Origin of the sequence: Blautia parvula (assembly GCF_020215665.1) — a bacterium.
Taxonomy (GTDB): domain Bacteria; phylum Bacillota; class Clostridia; order Lachnospirales; family Lachnospiraceae; genus Blautia; species Blautia celeris.
In genome coordinates this window covers 4,414,758-4,434,490 of the sequence record NZ_CP084061.1, presented here as the reverse complement: position 1 = coordinate 4,434,490, position 19,733 = coordinate 4,414,758, and the positions used below count along the sequence as shown (strand labels likewise).

14 protein-coding genes are annotated in these 19,733 nt (G+C 48.5%); 1 reads left to right on the top strand and 13 read right to left on the bottom strand.

Translation table 11 applies throughout. From position 1 onward, the window contains the following. Positions 1-73 precede the first annotated feature (73 nt). The 7 genes from LC508_RS20455 to LC508_RS20425 form a co-directional block, all read right to left on the bottom strand. Positions 74-1,396, bottom strand: coding sequence for an ABC transporter substrate-binding protein (locus tag LC508_RS20455; RefSeq protein WP_033140651.1), 1,323 nt, complete (start codon positions 1,394-1,396; stop codon positions 74-76). An 89-nt stretch (positions 1,397-1,485) separates the two neighbouring features. Further along, on the bottom strand, positions 1,486-3,168 hold the full coding sequence (locus LC508_RS20450; RefSeq protein WP_103731356.1) for a sugar phosphorylase: 1,683 nt from the start codon (positions 3,166-3,168) through the stop codon (positions 1,486-1,488). An 83-nt stretch (positions 3,169-3,251) separates the two neighbouring features. After that, the gene (locus LC508_RS20445) at positions 3,252-4,256 is read right to left on the bottom strand and encodes a LacI family DNA-binding transcriptional regulator (protein ID WP_033140652.1); all 1,005 of its coding nucleotides are present in this window, start codon (positions 4,254-4,256) and stop codon (positions 3,252-3,254) included. 273 nt (positions 4,257-4,529) lie between these two features. Continuing rightward, positions 4,530-5,240, bottom strand: a complete 711-nt coding sequence (locus LC508_RS20440) for a hypothetical protein (protein ID WP_103731357.1) — start codon at positions 5,238-5,240, stop codon at positions 4,530-4,532. Between the two features lie 12 nt (positions 5,241-5,252). Continuing rightward, on the bottom strand, positions 5,253-5,915 hold the full coding sequence (locus LC508_RS20435) for a hypothetical protein (RefSeq protein ID WP_103731358.1): 663 nt from the start codon (positions 5,913-5,915) through the stop codon (positions 5,253-5,255). Between the two features lie 2 nt (positions 5,916-5,917). Further along, the gene (locus LC508_RS20430) at positions 5,918-6,799 is read right to left on the bottom strand and encodes an ABC transporter ATP-binding protein (protein ID WP_103731359.1); all 882 of its coding nucleotides are present in this window, start codon (positions 6,797-6,799) and stop codon (positions 5,918-5,920) included. Beyond that, positions 6,796-7,173 (bottom strand): GntR family transcriptional regulator, encoded by a 378-nt coding sequence (locus LC508_RS20425; RefSeq protein WP_026255477.1) that lies wholly within the window; start codon positions 7,171-7,173, stop codon positions 6,796-6,798. Before LC508_RS20425 ends, LC508_RS20430 begins: the two co-directional genes overlap by 4 nt. A 181-nt stretch (positions 7,174-7,354) precedes the next feature. Here LC508_RS20425 and LC508_RS20420 point away from each other — a divergent pair, with 181 nt between their 5' ends. Continuing rightward, entirely contained in the window at positions 7,355-8,953 is a 1,599-nt protein-coding gene (locus tag LC508_RS20420; RefSeq protein WP_118593834.1) for a D-alanyl-D-alanine carboxypeptidase family protein, read from the top strand. A 60-nt stretch (positions 8,954-9,013) separates the two neighbouring features. Here the strand turns inward: LC508_RS20420 and LC508_RS20415 are convergent, their stop codons facing one another. The 6 genes from LC508_RS20415 to LC508_RS20390 form a co-directional block, all read right to left on the bottom strand. After that, positions 9,014-13,339 carry a discoidin domain-containing protein gene (locus tag LC508_RS20415; RefSeq protein ID WP_103732202.1) on the bottom strand — a complete coding sequence of 1,442 codons (4,326 nt, stop codon included), beginning with the start codon at positions 13,337-13,339 and terminating at the stop codon, positions 9,014-9,016. Between the two features lie 26 nt (positions 13,340-13,365). Beyond that, complete coding sequence (locus LC508_RS20410; RefSeq protein ID WP_018595301.1) at positions 13,366-14,235, bottom strand: hypothetical protein; 870 nt, start codon at positions 14,233-14,235, stop codon at positions 13,366-13,368. Continuing rightward, complete coding sequence (locus tag LC508_RS20405) at positions 14,222-16,561, bottom strand: glycoside hydrolase family 65 protein (protein WP_103732203.1); 2,340 nt, start codon at positions 16,559-16,561, stop codon at positions 14,222-14,224. Before LC508_RS20405 ends, LC508_RS20410 begins: the two co-directional genes overlap by 14 nt. 4 nt (positions 16,562-16,565) lie before the next feature. Further along, positions 16,566-17,408 carry a carbohydrate ABC transporter permease gene (locus tag LC508_RS20400; RefSeq protein WP_018595299.1) on the bottom strand — a complete coding sequence of 281 codons (843 nt, stop codon included), beginning with the start codon at positions 17,406-17,408 and terminating at the stop codon, positions 16,566-16,568. Further along, on the bottom strand, positions 17,409-18,296 hold the full coding sequence (locus LC508_RS20395; RefSeq protein ID WP_033140664.1) for a carbohydrate ABC transporter permease: 888 nt from the start codon (positions 18,294-18,296) through the stop codon (positions 17,409-17,411). A gap of 82 nt (positions 18,297-18,378) precedes the next feature. Continuing rightward, positions 18,379-19,707 (bottom strand): ABC transporter substrate-binding protein, encoded by a 1,329-nt coding sequence (locus tag LC508_RS20390; protein ID WP_033140665.1) that lies wholly within the window; start codon positions 19,705-19,707, stop codon positions 18,379-18,381. Positions 19,708-19,733 lie beyond the last annotated feature (26 nt).

The following is a 19,733-nucleotide window of genomic DNA, read 5'->3' as shown; positions in this document are numbered from 1 at the left end:
TTCCCCTTTCTGCTCTTATCAAAGGCTGCTGTACAGGCGGACAGTCCGCCGCCCGCACAGCATCTCTTTTCCTTTATTTGATCAGTTTTTCAACTGCTTCCTGTGCAGTTTCAAGTTCTTTGTCAATGTCAGCGTTCTGTACAACCACATTGTTGATCATTTTGCTGATAGCACCTGTGTTTGTCACATCGCCCATCTCTGTAAAATTCTTTCCGTCAACAGTACCAAAGAGCTGAAGGCTGTCAACTGCTGCTGCGATATCATCGTTTAATCCTGCGAATGCCTTACGCTCTTCCATATCGGTGTAGGCAGCATCATCACTCACTTCTTTTAATACCGGCTGGATTCCGCCCGGTGCCATGTTCAGCCAATTGATATTATTCTCTTTTTCCAGAAGGAAAGAGACAAATTTCTTGGCAGCATCTGTTTCTGCGTCCTCCATACCGTCAGCAATACCCAGAACTGTGATACAGCCGTAAGAAACAGGCTCTTTCTTGTTCGGCAGAACCAGTGCCAGGTCCTCAGCAAATCCGGCTTCCTTCACTGCGTTTAAAATATAGGTGGAGTACATTGCCATCGGTGTGTTCTTTCCGACAAAAGCATCTTTTACATCTGCAACTTCTGTGGAGCCCGGCATGGAGTAAGATGCCAGCTCTTTGTAGAATTCCACTGCTTCTTTCATTTCCGGTGTATTTACCGTAACATTTTTATCTTTGTCAAATACGTTTGCGTCATTGGACAGAGCGTACTGTGAAAATACCTGCTCTGTAAAGGCTGACTCTGATGTGGGAAGAGCAATGCCGTATTTTTTGTTGGCCTGGTCATTGAATGCTGCAGCCACTTCCAGGATATCATCCCAGTTTTCCGGCAGCTCCAGTCCTTTTTCCTGAAGCATCGCTGTGTTGACCCAGATTCCCTGTACCCAGCTGCAGATTGGAACACCTACATATCCGCTTCCGTCCTCTGTCTTTGTCACATCCAGCGCACCTTCGTAGAAGGAATCCTCTCCCTTCTGGTCAATGACTTCTTTCACCGCATCCAGATTTGTAAACTGATTTGACACACTTGTTTTTGCCTGGTCCTGGCTGTATTCAATGATGGCCGGAAGTTCGCCGCTTCCTCCGAGAGCTACAATCTTAGAATCGTAGTCATCCTCATTTACCGGGATGGACTCCACTTCAATGTTTTCATTTGCCTTCTCAAAATCGTCGATAATCGCCTGCACCACATCCTGCCGTTCCTGTTCTACCTGCTGGTGCATGAACTGAATCTTTACCTTACCGCTTTTGCTGTCACCTTTCGCTTCTTCTTTGCCGCTTCCGCTGCTTCCGCAGCCTGCTGTAAAGGTGGAAACCATGGCTGCTGCCAGTAATACACACAATGCTTTTTTCTTCATAATTTTTTCTCCTTTTTTTGAATTCTCATTATTTATTTGTGTCAAAAAGACCGTCTTAAAACAATTCGGACGCCGCCTTTCTGCAACAATCACTGTTTCTTCAGCCAGACTGTACCATATGGTACCATGCTGATTTTTTCCTGTATCTCTTTATCAAAGAGCAGGTCCTTTCCGCAGATGTGCGGAAGATTCAGTTCAACATTATGGGAGGATACATTTATCAGCGCGTAAATGATCTCTCCTGTTTCCCTGTTCTCACGTTTCAGTGCCAGAACTCTCGGATCCAGGTCCATGACCTCCTGTTCTGCCTCCGGTGAAAATGCGCTCTCCCCGTTTCTGATCCGGAGTCTTCTGCGCATTTCATGAAAGATCCTGCTTCTGTTTGTCTTTCCGTCTAACTGCTGCTTCAGATAATCATAATCTATCTTCTCCCGGTTGATCCTTCTGGGGATATCCGATGTGGTCATACCGGAATAATCGTTTCTGGAACCCAGCAGGCTGTGGATATAAATACCGGGAACACCCTGCATGGAAAGTAAAATAGTCTCTGCTGCCAGGAATTTTCCAATCCGTTCCTCGTCTGACTCATCGGGTCCTGCCAGGGCATCCTGATAATTGATATTCAGCTCGTAAGGGCTTTTGGTCCCGTCTCCGTTATCTTTATAAGAAACCCTGCCTCCGTTTTTAAGAGCCGCCTCCACAAGAAACTGTCTGTCTTCGTCACTCAGGATACCCTCAGTGGGTCTCACCCCGATTCCGTCATGGGAACTAAGAAAATTAAAATATGTTACCCTGCTGCCTGGAAGTTTGAGGCCTGCCATCCAGGAACTGAGAATGGATGCATCTCCCTTTAAGAGGGAATACATGGTGAGCGGCGGCAGCGGAAACTGGTAAACCAGATCAGCTTCATCCTCCCCATTGCCGAAATAACTGATATTATCCGCATGGGGAACATTTGTCTCTGTGATCAGTTTTGTGCCCGGTGCGTATTCCTGCAGCACATCCTTCATGAGTTTGATAAGCTCATGTGTTTCCGGCAGATGCATACAGGTTGTTCCAAGCTGTTTCCACATAAACCCAATGGCATCCAGCCGTATAAATTTTGCCCCTGCCTTTGCGTACATGACCAGAATATCGAGAACCTCCGCAAGCACATCGGGACATTCAAAATTCAGGTCGATCTGGTCTTCACTGAAGGTTGTCCATACATGCTTTTCCCCCTCCTTTGTGTGAAAGGCCGTCAGAAGAGGAAGTGCTCTTGGCCTGGTCACTGTGCTGTAATCCGCATTTGGATCACAGGTGATAAAATAATCTCTGTAAGGTGCCTCGCATTCCAGATAACGGCTGAACCATTCACTGCTTTTGGATATATGGTTGATCACCGCGTCAAACATCAGCCCGTAATTTTCAGATAGTGCGGATATATCCTCCCAGTCACCCAGTTCCGGATTGATGCTTCTGTAATCCACCACAGAAAATCCGTCATCTGATGTATAGGGATACATTGGGAGCAGATGTACATTCGTCACCGCATCCCCCACAAAGTCTTCCAAAAATTTATGAAGTACCTGAAGACCCGGTTCTCCCTTTTTGGTGATAGTATCTCCGTATGTGATCAAAATACTATCTCTCTGGGTTAACTTCTTTCCTTTTTCTTCCGCCGGCTGATACTTTTGCAGCTGACGGGAAATTTTGTCCCAGGCTTCGCTTATTTTTCCGTCGTCTTTATAGATGACGGCCAGCCTCTGTCTTGCCTTTGTTTCCAGGTTCATATTTTTCTCCTTTCTGACAACGTTGTCACTAAAAGACAACGTTGTCATTATGGAAGGAAGTATCTCCTTCCTTTTTTATGGTATTATGTAGATTTTCTTTCAATAATCTCTGTCGGAAATTTAAATATCTTTCTTGCATCCTCTTTTTTACCTTCTTCTATCTCTCCTACCACAAAATCAATACAGCATTTTGCAAGCTGTTTAAAATCCTGAGCGACAGTGGAAATAGGAGGATAATAAAATTCGCCTAATGTTATATTATCAATCCCAAGAACAGCCACATCTTCCGGTATCCTCATGCCTTTCTCATATATCCCTCTGTAGACACCAAGTGCTCTCTCATCACCGGATACGAAGAATGCCTGTATATCATACTCCTCCAGGACTTCCTTTGACTTGTGATAAGCCTTTTCCACGGTATCGATCCCTGTAAAGATATGATACTGGGCACCAGTTCCATACATGGCTTTTTCAAAGCCTTCTATGCGGAGCTGGGTGGACAGGAATTTCTGTTCGCCTATCAGCAGTGCTATCTTGCTGTATCCCCTGCCTATCAGATATCTGCCTCCATTATAGCCCACATCAAAATTGTCAAGGCTGACGGAAGGAACATCCGGATTCTCAGGCTCACCGAATACCACATACGGTATGTTATGCTTTTCAAAGTAATCCACCCGCGGGTCATTGAGAATATTCTCCAGCAGTATGGCGCCGTCTGCTATACCGCTTGCCATCAGATAGAAACCGTCGGTCTCATCCTCCTCGAACTTTTCACTGTTGGACGGAGAAAGGACTATCTTCATGTTTCTGTCTTTCGCATAAGAGAACAGATGCTTCAGCATGATATTATGCCAGATGCTTAAATGTTCCTCATGATGACGGTCAGCAAAAACCACGATAATATTCGTACGGTTTCCCTTCAGTCCCTTTGCCAGGATATTCACCTGATATCCCTGTTCTTTCATGGCAGCAAAGACCTTTTTCTTGGTCGCATCACTGACATTAGGGCTGTTGTTGATCACCCTTGATACTGTTTTCATGGATACGCCGCAGGCATTGGCTACATCAATAATCGTCGCTTTTTTCATCTTGTTTTAATTCTCCATTTGTCTTACGTTGTCATTTTACGAAATTAACATATAAATGTCAATAGGATTTCTGTATTTATATTTTTTTCGTTATTATTCCTGTATTTAGATTGCTGTTTTTATATAATATTCACAATACAGCGTTACAGACAGGGGAAGGAAGCTCTGTCCTGTCATTGCAGAATTTTCCTGATATGTGTTATTATAACGCAAAAACAGACCCTGTAAAAGGAGATGTTTCCACAATCATCCTAATTACAGAGTCTGTAACTCCTACCACTGCACTGCCTGTTTCCTGAAAATCAGATACGCAGCCGCACACAAAGCAACTCCGGCCCCCACCATCATACTAATCTGTGCCCAGGTCTCAAATCCTCCAAACCACTGTCCCCATACAATTCCGATGCGGTTCATGAAATTACTGGCCCTGCTATCTGTAGCACCGGGCAGTGTCCAGCAGCCAAGCAGCCAAAAAGCCAAAATGATGAACCTTCCTCTTTTGAACCGTCTAACAATGGCCGCCCCCAGAGCGGCACAGCCGTTTAAAGCTGCGGCCCCTCCAAAGATCCAGGGCACTGTAAACTTTGTCATGATCGGTATATTTTCTTTTATTTTCCCCGGAAGCAGCACACCGTATATGGCCGTCTCCACACGCAGAAGCAGAAACAGACCTGCTAAGAGCACCAGTGTCATGAGAAAATATACGATAATAGCTGACGGGTAATACTGCTTTCTTGTTTTTCCCATGCTGACCGCCATATCAAATCCCATGCACAGGCTGAATATATTTCCGAATATGATCAGACACAGAACAGCGATTGCCGCTATCATACTGCCCAGAGGGAAATAACTCTCCTCATTGCCGAACATGTGCACACAGGTCATAATAACCATACCCAGGGCACACAGTCCTGCCTCCAGAGCCAGATAAACTCTCATGTCGCAGACCTCTATTTTTATCTGCTCCTTTATTGATTTCCACATGATATCCCTCCTCTACTGCACCTCAAGGCCTTCCAGCAGGCGTCTTGAAATAATAATATCCAAAATCCATACGACTGCCGTAGCTGCGGCTGTATATATAAGCACATTCGTAAATTTAAAATCAAAACGGATGTCCTTAATATTCATGGCTACAATTGCTCCCAGGGCGCCTCCGCCGATGGCGAAAAAGGAAACCATGATTATCATTCCTATCTTCCGGAACCGCAGATAGACGAGCCCCACAACTTCTCCCACGGATGTCACAAGAAGCAGAGCGCAGAATGCGACCGCCAGAATCTCCAGTGCCTCAGCCGTATTTCCCCTGACAAACTGCCAATCTCCGACTGCCGCCAGCAATAAAGTGATGGCAGACATCAGTACCGCAACTACCAGCTTCATGATCTGCATTCCCATCAAAGCATCTTTCCGCCTGCAGTTCAGGCACATACCCGCAGGTATATAACTGGTATACACACTGGAGGACGTCACCGCCGATACAAATACCGTGACAAGCATCATCTTAACAGGCAGATCAGATACCATACGCCCGCCGGATGCCTTTGAAAATCCCAGCCATATCTGCCCCCCGGTCAGCACTGTCATACCCAGAACCACTACGACAGACATGCCTATAACCTGCAGTGCCCATTCCATGAACAGTCTCCACTTCTTCATCTCTATACCTCCCCGCCGCACATCGCCACGAATATTTTCTGAAGATTCATTGGCTGTACACTGACACTGTCTGCAGCTTCCACTCTCTGGCCCGGCTCCAGTTTTACGGTGACGCTTTTGCTCCTTCCAATGGTCTCCTCTCTGTATTTCGTAAGTCCTGCTGTCGCGGCATCCACATCCTCTTCCCTGCCGCTTACATGTACACAGCTTTCCAGAAGTTCCTGGGTATTCTCCTTCAGTACCATTTTGCCTTCATGCAGAATTATAACTTCCTCGAAAAGGTCTGCTGCTTCCTCAATAATATGTGTGGAGATGACAAAGGTACGCCCTGTCTCCGTATATTCCTCCAACAGTATCCTGTAGAACTGTTCCCTTGCCACTACATCAAGCCCTGCAACAGGTTCATCCAGCAATGTGAAATCCGCTTTGCTGGCAAGTGCCACGATTATGGTGATCATGGATGTCATACCTTTTGACAGCTTGGAGATCCTTTTTTTCCGGTCCAGATGGAAAATGTCAAGCAGATGCTCTGCCATCTCCTTATCCCAGTGAGGCATGTATGTCTCTGCCATTTTCAGATACTCTTTTATTTTCAATGCGCCGATTCCTCCGGCATTCATATTGGCATTGATCTCCCTTGAAAAACAGAGATGGGACAGGGACGCCTCATTTTCCCAAACCGGCTGTCCGTTCAATGTGACAGTTCCGTGTGTGGCCGGATTCTGGGCGGTCAAAACTGACAGAAGCGTGGTCTTGCCCGCGCCGTTTCGTCCGATCAGGCCGTATATTTTTCCCTTCTCCAATGTAAGGCTCACATTGTCCAGTGCCCTTTTGTCTTTATACTGTTTTACCAGATTCTCACATTTTAATGTCATTACGCTCATTTTGCATCCTCCCCTTTTCCTGCTGCTATCATATCGATCAATTCTTCTTTGGTGATTCCCAGGCTTGCAGCTTCTGTCAGAAGGCTCCTGATATAATCATCAAAAAATCTCTCTTTTCTCTTCCTCACGATTACCTGCTTTGCTCCTGATGCTACAAACATTCCAATCCCCCTTTTCTTATACAAAATACCTTCATCCACCAGAAGATTTACACCCTTTGCCGCTGTTGCCGGATTGATGGCGTAGAGCTTCGCCAGTTCATTTGTACTCGGCACCCGCTCTTCCTCCAGCAGAATGTCCCGGATAATATCGTTTTCTATCATTTCCTTGATCTGTAAATATATGGACTTCTCCTGACTCAATAGTTCCTGCAAGCATCTCACTCCCTTTCTGGAAAATATCTATGACCGTCTTAGTTATATGGTTCATTACTTATGTAATTAACCATAGCACTTATGAACCTATTTGTCAACACCTTTGTTGCAGGAAAGGGGTTGTAACCGCGAATAAAATCTCTTATAATAAATAAAGCCTTTAAGAAATGAGGATTTTATTGTGAAAAAAACCAAACTATGGATAAATGCCCTGGTCCTGACCTCCTGCCTTCTTCTCGGCAGCGGACAGGCCTCAGTATACGGAGCTGCCCAGAACGCAGCGCAGGCACCTGCTGACCAAAACGCTGCCGCAACAGATCCAAATGCCGCAGCAACCGACCCAAATGCCGCCCCGGCCGACCCAAACGTACCTGCAGATGCTGCCGAGGCACCAAAGGATCCAAATGCGCCGCCGGACAGTTATAACTGGGAAGTCCAGTCCGATGCGCTTCCGGGGTGGCCCACAGGCCCGCAGGTAGCTGCGGAAACCGCCATTCTTATGGATGCAGAGACAGGGGAGATACTCTACGCCAAGGGTATTGACGAAAAGAGGTACCCGGCAAGCACCACTAAGATCATGACAGCCCTGATTGCCATTGAGAACAGCGCTCTGACAGACCAGGTCACCTTCTCGGCTGAGGCTGTAAACGGCATAGAACCCGGCAGCACGCACATCGGCATTAAGCCCGGCGAGATACTTACCATGGAACAGAGTCTGTACGCTATCCTGCTGGCATCCGCCAATGAGGTCTCATCCGGTGTAGCTGAGTTTGTGGGCGGCAGTATCCCTGACTTTGTAAATATGATGAACGCCAGAGCGGAGAAGCTCGGATGCAAAAACACCCACTTTGTCAATGCCAACGGCCTTCATGACCCGGAACATTACACCACAGCCCGGGATCTCGCGAATATTGCCAGAGAAGCCTTTAAAAACGAGACCTTCCGCAAGATCATCGGAACGGAATACTACATTGAGCCAAAGACCAACATCACAGACGAGGAGCGCTGGCTGAACAACCATCACAAGATGCTGGTATCCGGTGACATGCATTACGACGGATGTCTGGGCGGAAAAACAGGATACACAAGCGATGCCGGAAACTCGCTTGTGACATATGCCCAGAGAAACGGCATGTACCTGATCTCTGTGGTCCTGGCCGACAATGCCGTCTATCAGTATCCGGATACCGCGGCACTTTTAGACTACGGATTTTCCAATTTTCATAAGGTAGTTCTTGCCCAGAAGGGGGAGGTTGAATGCCTGAAGCCCCTGCCCATTGAGCATTATCTCTATAACCTGACCAAAGCTAAAACGATGACGCGTTTTACAGATACCGCAACAGCGGACCTGCCGACAGACCTGCCAGTGGAGAAACTGACCCGTAAGACTTCCGTGGAAAAAAAGATACAGACCACAGAGTATTACCTGGGCGATCAGCTCCTCTCAACAAGCCACGCAGAGGTCTGTCCGACCCTCACCCTGCCGGAATTCCTGGATGCGGTCAAAGACTCTCCTGCCAATACAGCAAATACAGCCGGGGCAGCCGCACAGAATAACACCGCGGACAGCGCGTCTGCCGAAAGAACACCCAAGACCTCTTCCAGTTCCCTGGGAGAATTCTTCCAGGAACTTAAATATAACTTCCGGGACATGCCCACGTGGAAGTATCCGGCGCTCATTTTCCTGCTGTCAGCCGTTATCTTCTATATTGTACTCCTTATCATTAAGATCAAAAGACACCGGAAAAAGAAGGCCAGGAACAAAAAAAAGAAGAAATAAGAAAGACCGGGACAGCCTCCCCTCTATGGTTTGGCTGCCCCGGTTTCCCGTTTCCTTCTGTTATCTTCTGCTTCTTTTCTTTTTCATTTCCAATACAATGATACCTGCCGCCGATACTGCAAAGAGACCTGCAAACATTCCTGTCCTTGCCTCGTCCTTTGTCTTGGGTGACTTCACACTACTGCCGCCGGAAGTACCTTTTGCGCCGCTTCCATTGTTGTTGGTGCCGGTATTCTTATTTCCCTGTCCGCTTCCGGACGGTTTTGCCGGCGGTTTCGGTTTGTCACTGCCGTTATCCCCCGGTGTCGTAGGTGTCGTTGGTGTGGTACCTGGTTTATGCGGATCTTCCGGGTCACTGGGTTTTTCCGGGTCTTTCGGATCATCCGGATCATCCGGTTTTTCTGCCGGTTTCTTCTCCAGTGCGGATATGGCATTTTTCAGCAGTTCTACCTGCTCATCAATCTGTTCCTGTGTGGCATTCTCATCCGCGTATACGCCCTCGGCTGCAATTATGGCATTCTGCAGATTTCCATAACTTTCATCTGTAAAATCACCCTGTTCGATAGCCTTTGCCTCAATGATCTTGGCATTCAGCTTCTCTCTGTCAACTTCCGCAGGCTCTTCCTTATCTGTGAGTTCAGACAGAGCCGCTGTAAGCTGTGCTGTCAGGCTGTTGATCTCCTCAGCCGTCAGTTCCGGATTCTCCAGGGCATCGCTGAGTGCTTTGCTCTGCAGCGCGATCTTCTCAAGACTTTCCTCTGAATAGAGGGTTGTATCAAGTGCTGCTGCCTGGGCCAGTCTCATCTTCGCCAGGTCCCTTGCCGTGTCCTCCGCTGAAACCTCCTCTGCCGGTACCAGACCATTTACGGCCTCCTCCAGAAGAGCTGAAATATTATCTACCATCTCCTGGGTATACCAGGTCTCTTCCAGTGCTTCGGATGCCTGAGCCAGTACATCGGTAAGGTTCCGGAAGCTCTCCTCCGTATATAGTTCAGGATCAGCCTCCCTGCATCCCGCTGCCATTGCAGCAAGCCTGTCTTTCTTCACCTGTTCGATCACTTTGACTTCAAGGGCATCGATAAGAGCCTGCAGTTCATCACATTTCTGGTCCACCAGTTCCTGCGCTGCCTCATCGTCTTCGATCACTGCTTCCGCCTCGGTAATCTTATCCAGAAGGACGCCGTAGCTCTCCTCCGTATATTTATCCGGGTTCAAGGCCTTTGCACCTTCCACTTTCGCCTTCAGAAGCTCTTTATCCACTTCCGGCTCTGCAGGTTCCTGCCCGAATACCTGGAATTCCGCAAATGCAGGCCAGTAGTCCGCACCGTCGTATTCCGGGAATCCTGTGAGAACCACTCTGACATAACGGTAACTCTCCGCAGATGTCAGTGCACCTGTTTCCGTACGGATACCGCTCTCGGACTCTGTCTTATCTTCCAGGACATCAAAATTCTCTCCGTCTTTTGAGCCTTCGATTCTGTACTGCCAGAATCCCTCTGCCTCGTCCTTTTCAAAATCAAGCTGGTAATTGCTGAGTACAAACTCACTGCCCAGATCCACCTGCCACCACTGAGGTAGCAGTTCTTCCACAGCGTCACCGTTTACGATCCATAAAGTATCTGTGCTTCCGTCATTGCCGTTTGATGCAGGCGCATACTCTTCCGCAGATGATGTCACCGGCTTATTCAGTGCCAGATTGCCGTCTGTATGCTCATCCAGACTGTCCACTGCTGCCTGAAGTGCATAAATGGCTGCATCCACCTGCTCCGGTGTAACTGCCGCGTTAAAATCTGCTTTTGCCTGTTCCAGTGCATTCATCAGATTCTGCCAGGACTCATCTGTATAATTTCCCTGCTGCATGTATTTTACTTTCAGGATCAGATCTGTCAAAGCGGATTTGTCAAGCTCACTGTTGTCCCTCTCATAAACCTTAAATTCCGCAAATCCGGGCCAGTAGTCATCCCCCGGGAATTTTGTCAGTCTAATCAGGATAAACCGATAGGAAGTACCCGGTTCAAAGCTTCCGGTCTGCACTCTGGAACCATCTGTATTTTCTGACGCGTCATAAATAGGCTGTTCCTCAAAGTACTCCTCACCATCACGTGCTGCCTCTATGGTGTAACCCCAGGCATTCTCTTCATCCTGTTCAAACACCAGCTCAAAATCCGACAGATCATAATCCTGTCCCAAATCCACGAACCAATAGCCGTCCAGGTCATCCCCTGCATGTACCCACATGGTTCCCTCATCCCCGTCGTTTCCGCAGGATGGTGAGTACTGGTCGTTCCCATCTGAATAAGCGGGTTGGTTCAGTGCCAGGTTGTATCTCGCATACTCCGCATCCTCCAAAACCAGGTTGTCAAACTTTACATCACTGCTTCCTTTTGGGGAGTTGACAGTGACGGTCATTTCCTTGATAGCAGATGGAATCTGGAGTTCATAGGTATTCTTCAGTGTTGTAATGTTGAATGTCTTCTCATATCCATTGCCCCCGATCTTCACCAGAGCGCTTCCTGAGCAGTGTGCCTGGAAGGATTTGAGGGTCTTATTGTCCGGAAGGCTGATCTTATATACCGTACTCTGTCCGTCCCCGTACAGCTCTTTGGAGCTTCCTGTCTGTGCGGTAAGCCATCCCTCCCGGAAATCACAGTCTGCGTAGGAGCCTGTAAGTGCTGTCTCCTCCTCAGGACGGTCCTCGAAGTCGATTCCCACATTCTGCGCGCCAATCTCAGCAAAACTATTGTCAGCGCCGACATTGGGGTATCCGTCAGAGGATACCGGGTTGCCGAAATAGTCAAGTCCGCCGTTATCCGGTATCAGCGCTCCCGTGCCTATACAGCCGGAAGTCTCTTTCAGCTTAAACCCGTCCACTCCGGCTCCTGCTGTTCCCAGATCTTCAAAATCAGAAGCTTTAACTTCCAATGCATTTTCATCATCCGCTCTTCTGATATTCTGGTCCGTGCCGCCGTAAGCATTGTTGTCCACGCTGCCCTTAAACCATTCACTCCAGCCTTTGGACTGGGCGTCACTATAAATGATATTGTTCTTAAACTGGAAGTCCGCATCGTTTAACTGCTGCTGGTCCCAGTTGTTGGTGATATAGCTGTCATGGCCTTCACTGAGATAAAAGTCATTGTTATACACATACATCTTATTTCCGCTTCCGCTGGAATATCCGCCCAGGGTCACAATAGCCCCGCCGCCGTATACGTTGGTTCCCCATCCGTCATTCTCACTGATGTTGTAACGGATATATGTAGTGTATTTTGTCCCCAGGGCACACTCGAAAAATGCGCCTGACGGGTTGTCATGTGTATAGTTGTACTGAATATAATTCAGTTTCGCGTTCACATCCGCGTCAAATGCCTGGGAATCCTCCTTGCTGCTGGATGCACCTGAACCGAAGACCTCATTGAACTGCACCACGGTACAGTCACCGTTCTCCCACCATACCGGCACGTTTCCGTTAGGTCCGCTGTTGCAGCCGTCACAGGTGTTGTGCTCTATAAGGGCATTGCTGTAGGCGGAGGGACAGATCGCCGCGTTTCCGATATCCTTGCAGTAGTTGTTGCGGATCACAAGATTGGTGCTGTTGACCCTCTGACCTGCATACTCGCTGTCCGGAATGCCGCTCTCGTGCTGGAACTGACTGCTTCCCCATGTGGACAGGAAGTTGATGCCGTAATGGTTGATATTCGGCCCGACATAGTTGTTCTCCACTACAATATCATCCCAATTGGTAGGTACCTGATTGCCCCTGATAATGTAAATGATACCGCCGCGCCCGATGCCGGCCTGCTGACCGATGGGGTGTGAGACTACATCATGCACATACAGATTCTGACAGTACATATGGCGCAGTGTCCCCGCGTCCTCTCCCATGATCAGGATCCCGTACTTCTTAATGTGGTCATCCGGGTTGTCCCCGGGTATTCTGTTGGTCACTTCCAGGGATGTGATCTCCCAGTATTCCTGGTTGTAGAAGTAGACAGCCGAGTTAAAGATCCTGTTTTCCAGGTCATCCCCGTCTTCCCCGCACCAGTTATTGCCGTCGATCCTGGGCCTTTCATCCCCTTCACCGTAAGCGCCGATGACAATGGGATTTCCCTCCTCACCGGACCCCTTGGGACTTAACTGCCCTGTCCACACATCTCCTTTTTGAAAGAGAATACGGTCGCCGGGCTGAAATGTAACACTGTTGATCTTGTCAAGGGAGGACCAGGCCTCCGCTTCACTGGTACCGGACGCATCATCGTTCCCCCCGTCCTGGTCCACGTAATAGGTAGTTCCCTCTGCGTCCGCCCACACCGGAATCTCCGGCATAGTGGTGCAGACCATACAGCAGGCAGCGATGCCCGCCAGAATTCTTTTTCCTAATCTCCTCATACTTTCATCCTCTTAACCTGTCTTAATTATAAATTACTCTGGGCTTCCAAAAAGCCGATAAACTGTTCCACACCTCCTCCCAGTACCTGCACATTTTCGGGGCGCTCTCCCCGTGCCTCTGACACGTCAAAGAAATCCCCTGCCATGGTCCGTTCTGTGATCATGAAGCTGTCACTGCCGAACAATCCCTCTGAGAGCCCGATATACTCGTCCCCCCAGAAAGAACAGTCCTCAGCCTGAATGCCCCACGCAGTGCCAAGCCGCTCCAGGATAGCATTTACATTGTCGCTCTTGCTGGACAATCCCACCTCCAGGTATTTGGCGTCCGTGGTTGCTGACAGGGATAATCCCTCCTCCCTGCCAATCTCCTCCGCCATGCGGATAAGCTGTCTCAGATCACCGATCCCGTGCTCTTTCAGGGTCTGGTTCAGGCTGTCAAGCTCGTGCTCCTGGAAAAACAACTGCCCGTTCCTGTCATTTTCCACAAGAATATCTATCTTGCAGTAATTTGGCCGGGAAAATACGATGTCTGTCTTAAAATCGAACTCCTGGAGCAACCGCTCATGGATCCTGTAACACGCCCTGTGTATCCTGAGCATCAGTTCTTTATCCGGGATAAGACTGCAGAAGACTTCGGGCCGTCCGTCATCCGTAAAATGATAGTTATAAGCCCCCCTGCCCAGACCGTAGAACAGGTTCTGCCTCTCCTTCGGGGTAAAATATTCATGGAGCTTTCCGCCTCCGATATTATTGATGGTGGTGCCGCTTATGACAGCCAGCTTCACGCCCTCTGCCAGCAGCTTTTTCATGGGAACAACAACCTGATCCACAGGCGCTGTCCTGGAAAAGACCGCAGTACCGTCCCAGTCAAAAAATACTGCTTTATATTTCTTCATGCCAGGTACCTCCTTCCTCTTTGATACTGCACGCTTTCCCGTTTACATAGAAGACTGCAGGCTTTCCTTCGAGCAGGGTAAAGTCAGCCCCGTTTCTTCCGATCTCCACCTTGAGGGTGCTGCCCTGATAGCCGATACAGAACTGATATCCCTCCCATTTTTCCGGCAGATACGGCTTAAAGCGCAGTGTGCCGTCATTGGTCCTCAGCCCTGCAAACCCATTTACCACTGCCTGCCAGGTTCCCGCCATATTGGCAGCGTGGATACCCGCGTAGAAGTTGTTGTGGTAGTCATCCAGGTCCATTCTGGCAGACTGGGAGAAGTAGGTATACGCCTCATCGTAATAACCGATCTCACAGGCTACGATCCCGAAGATACAGGTGGAAAGGGAAGAGTGGTGCAGTGTTACCTCCTGATAGAAATCATAATTTCTCTTAAGCTCCTCCTCAGTGAACAGATTGCTGTACAGATACATGCCCAGAATGGCATCCGCCTGTTTTGACATCCTGTGGCGCATAATGAACAGCGGGTGATAGTTTTCATACAGCCATGCCCTTTTTTCCGGCGGGATCTTAGACTCATCCCACGGTTTGCGCATCATAAATCCGTCATCAAGGGGATAGACCTGACGCTTCTCATCGTATGGGAAATACATATTCTCAATGATCTTATCCCACAAATCTGTCTCCTCCCAGGCAAAATCCAGTTTCCCGGCAAGGCTTTCGTATCTCTCCGGTTCCTGTTCCCTGAGGTACCTGACAGCCTTCAGAGCAGCCCGCAGGCTCTCCCTTGCCAACAGGTTTGTATAGAAATTGTTATCTACCAGCACGTTATATTCATCCGGGCCTGTCACATCACAGATGCAGTATTTTCCGCCTTTACATTCCGCAAAGCTTCCCACATCTGCCCATACCCGGGCCATCTCTATGAGCATTTCCGCTCCCTTTTCAAGGAAAAATTCTTTGTCCTTTGTCACATCCAGATAGAGGCATAGGGCATAGGAAATGTCACCGTTTATATGATACTGAGCCGTTCCCAGGGGATAGTAGGTGGACGCCTCCTCCCCGTTGATGGTCCTCCACGGGTACAGAGCGCCTTTATCATGCCCCAGTATCCTGGCTCTGGCCCTTGCCTTATCCAGTGTGCCGTAGCGGTAATCCAGCAGATGCGCAGCAATCTCAGGGTCTGTGTAGACAAATACAGGGAACACATACATTTCCGTATCCCAGAAATAATGCCCCTCGTATCCTTCACCGCTGAGCCCCTTGGCCCCCATTCCGGTTCTTCCGTCGCGCCCGGCTGACTGCATGATGTGGAACAGGTTAAAACGGATTCCCTGCTGCAGGGCTTCATCCCCCTTCACTACCACATCGGCCTTTTCCCAGTATCGGTTCATGTAGCTGATCTGCTCTTTTTCCGCCTGCACATATCCTGCAGCGGCGGCACACCGGAGCATTTTCCCGGTATACGTCTCCAGCTCCTCTCTATCTATATCCAGGTCGGAACTGTAGCATATATATTTTTCCAGACAGACCGTCTCTCCCTGCTCTGCCGCAGCGGTATAGGTAAGGGACACAGCCAGCTCTTCTTTGCAGGCGCTGACCTCATATGGTGCCCCTTCCAGATGGTGCATACATCCGCAGGCTGCGGTGAGACGGCTGTTCCTGGTGACTGCCTCATAGTAAATGCTGTCCCCGTCCGCCTTCACAGCCGTCGGCTCCAGTCTGCGTCCAAAAGGACCATAATCCACAATGGGGTTGGTCTTTCTGGTGTGGTTTTCCACATTTCCCTCAATTCCGGTAACAAAAGTGAGTTCCCCGGAGAAATTAAGAGGTGTCACACAGTACCGGATCTCCATTATATTTTTCCACCGGAAAGATACAAAACGGCTGATCTGTATGCGCATCTGCTTGCCGCCGGGCGTGGTATAGACCAGATTTCTCTCCAGAATTCCGTCACGCATGCGCAGCACACGGCTGTAATCACTGACCGTGCCTTTCTGTATATGGAATTCCTCCCCGCCTGCGTACAGCCTGATCTTCTTTGCGTTGGGCAGATTTAGAAGAGACTGGCTGTGGAGAGGGGAGCCGAAATTGGCCTCCCCGTAGCGGATCTCCTCGCTCTCATAAAACCCGTTGATAAAGTTTCCTTCCAGCCCTGTATCAATGTCAAAATCATAGGCTTCCTCAAAGGTTCCCCTTGTGCCGATATATCCGTTTGACAGGGCGAATGTAGTCTCATTTCTGTAGTTATTCTCAACCCTGAACTCAGTCTCCGTAATGTTCCAGGGCTCCACCGGGTAAATTGGTTTTTTGTTGGTATCCATACATTTATCCTTTCACTGCACCTGCTGTCAGGCTTTCCATAACCTGCCTCTGCAGGATAATAAACACTAAGATCGTCGGCATAACCGTCATGACCACTGCCGCAAACAGCGCAGAATAGTTGTTCGCAAAGGTTCCCATATAATAGTTCAGGGCAATGGGCACGGTCCTGGCGCTGTCACCGCTTGTGAGCATAAGAGCAAAATAAAACTCATTCCAGGTATTGATAAACTGCAGCAGCGCAATGGTCACAAGGCCCGGCTTTGCCAGCGGCAGGATAATATGCAGAAATGTCTGTAAAAATGTAGCTCCGTCTATGTAAGCAGACTCTTCCAGCGCAGTGGAGATCGTCTCATAATAACTCACCATGACAAAGAAGGACATGGGAATCCCCATTGCGGAATACACTAGGATCAGCCCCAGCTTTGTATCGAAGATTCCGAGCGCTTTGAAAATAGCAAAAAGCGGCTGGGAGATAGCCTGTGCCGGAAGCATCAGGGATGCGGAGATCATAAGCACAATCACTGTCTTCAGTTTGAAACGGAACCTGGAAACCACATAGGCGCACATGGCAACCACGCAGACCGTCACCAGAACACTGATACCCACAATCAGCACACTGTTCAGGAAATACTTTGCAATAGGCGCGTACTTGAAGGCGTCTTTATAGTTCTGCAGATTCAGGCTCTTCGGCAGCGCAATGGCGGAGGAATTGATCTCCGCATAAGTCTTGAAGGAGCTTAGGAAAGCCCAGATCATGGGGCCTACGGCGATCAGAACGAAGAACAGCATAAAGATATATTTCGGTATACCCAGAAGGCCTTTTTTCACTTTTGACTCATGATACATTTATTTCCCCTCCTGTTTCATTTTTTTCTCCCGGAACAATGCCTGGATGAAGACTACCAGAACCAGTCCCAGGGCAATCTGGATCACACCCACTGCGTTGGCCTTGCCGTAGTTATTTTCCAGAGTCGCTACTTTGTACAGATAAGTGGGCAGGTTCAAAGTTGAGTTGCCCGGTCCGCCCTTTGTGGTCACATAGATGATATCGAACTGAGATACCATGGCCACAGATGCCAGCACTACGCAGGTACCGAAGATATTCTTCATAAGGGGGATGGTGATATAGCGGTCCATCTGCCACGGCTTTGCCCCGTCCACTCTGGCTGCTTCATAGATGGCTGTGTCCACAGCGCCCATCTCTGCCAGGAATATAATGGTGTTGAAACCTGAGTACAGAATCCAGGTGCAGGTCACTGTCCAGAAGGCGAACTTGGAATTGCCGAACAGGTTGGGGATCTGAGCGGCATCCAGGCCGAAAATGCCGTATACGGATTTCAGCACGCCGAAGGTTGGGTTCAGAAGCAGTGTGAACATAACACCAGTGGCTGCTGTGGGAATGATATTCGGTATCATATAGGCTGTTCTGACAAACTTCCAGCCTTTGGGTTTTCTGCGCAGTACAAGCGCCATGATAAATCCCAGAGACACATGGAAGGTACTCTGCAGAACCACCCATACAAGGGTATTCTTGATGGATTCCAGGAAATCCTTGTCCTGGAAAATGGTTTTAAAGTTTTCCAGTCCTTTCAGTACCGGGCTTGTGGAAACCGTATACTCACATAAGGACGTGTACAGAACCGTAACGATGGGTGCTGCATAGATCAATACGAATAAAATCATGCACGGCACAATAAACAGTGCAATCCATACTTTTTTATTCTTTGTGCTCATAGTTATCCCCTTTCTGAAAATGGGGCTGCTGTACCTTGTAAGATTTTGTACAACAACCCCATTTTAAGCTATTTATTTCCTGTTAATTTTTCTGTGCTGCTTCGGAAAGTTTTGTACAGAATTCTTCAGGGGTGATATTTGCATAGGCAAGCTCCGGAAGTTCTGTGGAGAATGTGTCAATAACATTCTGGTACCAGTACGCCTGGTTCTGTCCATATGTCCATTTTGCCTTCGGCTGGATTTCAAGGACTTCCGCCATAAGAGGATCGGAATCCTTCAGGGAATCCGGGATTTCAACCTGGCTGGATACGGGCTGAAGGCCGGCCATTTCCAGTCCCTTTAACTGGTTTTCAATGGATGTCTCAAATTTCAGGAATGCAACTGCCGCTTCGATCTTCTCCGGGTCTTTTGCGCCCACCATATCGCCCGGTGTGGGAACCATTTCCATACCGTATTCCGGAAGGAGCATAATGCCCACCTTGTCGTAGAAGCCTGCCGGTGCTTTCTCTTCACTTCTGATATCCGGGATCATCCACGGTCCGTTGGGGAACATTGCAACTTCACTGTTGAAGAAATGAGTTGCCATGGTATCGTATTTGCCGCCCACTGCGTCTGCTGTGGTGTATTCAGCCAGCATTTTCTGTAAATCTGTGGTGGCTTTTTCAACCTCAGGAGTATTATAATCTGTAGGATACATGGCATTCATGAACTCATTGCCGGTATCCCCTGCAGTTCCGATCAGTCCGCTGTACCACAGGTTTGTCAGCCATCCCAGGTCCGCGGTATCCATTCCGAGAGGAGTGATTCCTTTTTCTTTCAGGGTATCGCATGCCTTGAAGAAGTCATCCCAGGTCTCATACGCCACATCAGGAGCTTCCAGACCTGCCTGCTCAAATAAATCCTTGTTATAATAGATATAGGAAATCTCCTTTGACACAGGAACACCGTAGATCTTGCCGTCCACAGAGTTAAATTCCAGTGAACTCTCATCAAACTGGGCTTTCCACTCCGGGTCTTCCTCAAAGTACGATGTCAGATCCTGAACCTTTCCTGACTCCACGGCCAGATTGATGATATTGTTTCCGCCGTTGAATACAATGTCCGGAAGGTCACCGCTGGAGATCAGCAGTTTGATCTTCTGGTTGTATGCATCTGTTGTGGGAATCTCCTCGAATTTGAATTCTACATTCTTGCCCTCTTCTGTCTTCTGGAATTCCGTGAAGAGGTAATCATAATATTCAGCCGCATAGTCTGTACCTACGTGGTAATTGATCACGTTGAGCACCACTTTACCATCGGATGACTTTGTCTCTTCCTGTTTGCTGTTTCCGCCCTCATTACTGCCGCATCCGGCTGCCATAGATGCGATCATACCTGCACACAGCAGAACGCTTACCAGTTTCTTTCTCATAAACAGTTCCTCCTTTTTTCGCTGAA

Coding starts and splice junctions, on each gene's coding strand:
- LC508_RS20455 (WP_033140651.1), bottom strand. CDS start 1,396: ATGAAGAAAAAAGCATTGTGTGTATTACTGGCAGCAGCCATGGTTTCC.
- LC508_RS20450 (WP_103731356.1), bottom strand. CDS start 3,168: ATGAACCTGGAAACAAAGGCAAGACAGAGGCTGGCCGTCATCTATAAA.
- LC508_RS20445 (WP_033140652.1), bottom strand. CDS start 4,256: ATGAAAAAAGCGACGATTATTGATGTAGCCAATGCCTGCGGCGTATCC.
- LC508_RS20440 (WP_103731357.1), bottom strand. CDS start 5,240: ATGTGGAAATCAATAAAGGAGCAGATAAAAATAGAGGTCTGCGACATG.
- LC508_RS20435 (WP_103731358.1), bottom strand. CDS start 5,915: ATGAAGAAGTGGAGACTGTTCATGGAATGGGCACTGCAGGTTATAGGC.
- LC508_RS20430 (WP_103731359.1), bottom strand. CDS start 6,799: ATGAGCGTAATGACATTAAAATGTGAGAATCTGGTAAAACAGTATAAA.
- LC508_RS20415 (WP_103732202.1), bottom strand. CDS start 13,339: ATGAGGAGATTAGGAAAAAGAATTCTGGCGGGCATCGCTGCCTGCTGT.
- LC508_RS20410 (WP_018595301.1), bottom strand. CDS start 14,235: ATGAAGAAATATAAAGCAGTATTTTTTGACTGGGACGGTACTGCGGTC.
- LC508_RS20405 (WP_103732203.1), bottom strand. CDS start 16,561: ATGGATACCAACAAAAAACCAATTTACCCGGTGGAGCCCTGGAACATT.
- LC508_RS20400 (WP_018595299.1), bottom strand. CDS start 17,408: ATGTATCATGAGTCAAAAGTGAAAAAAGGCCTTCTGGGTATACCGAAA.
- LC508_RS20395 (WP_033140664.1), bottom strand. CDS start 18,296: ATGAGCACAAAGAATAAAAAAGTATGGATTGCACTGTTTATTGTGCCG.
- LC508_RS20390 (WP_033140665.1), bottom strand. CDS start 19,707: ATGAGAAAGAAACTGGTAAGCGTTCTGCTGTGTGCAGGTATGATCGCA.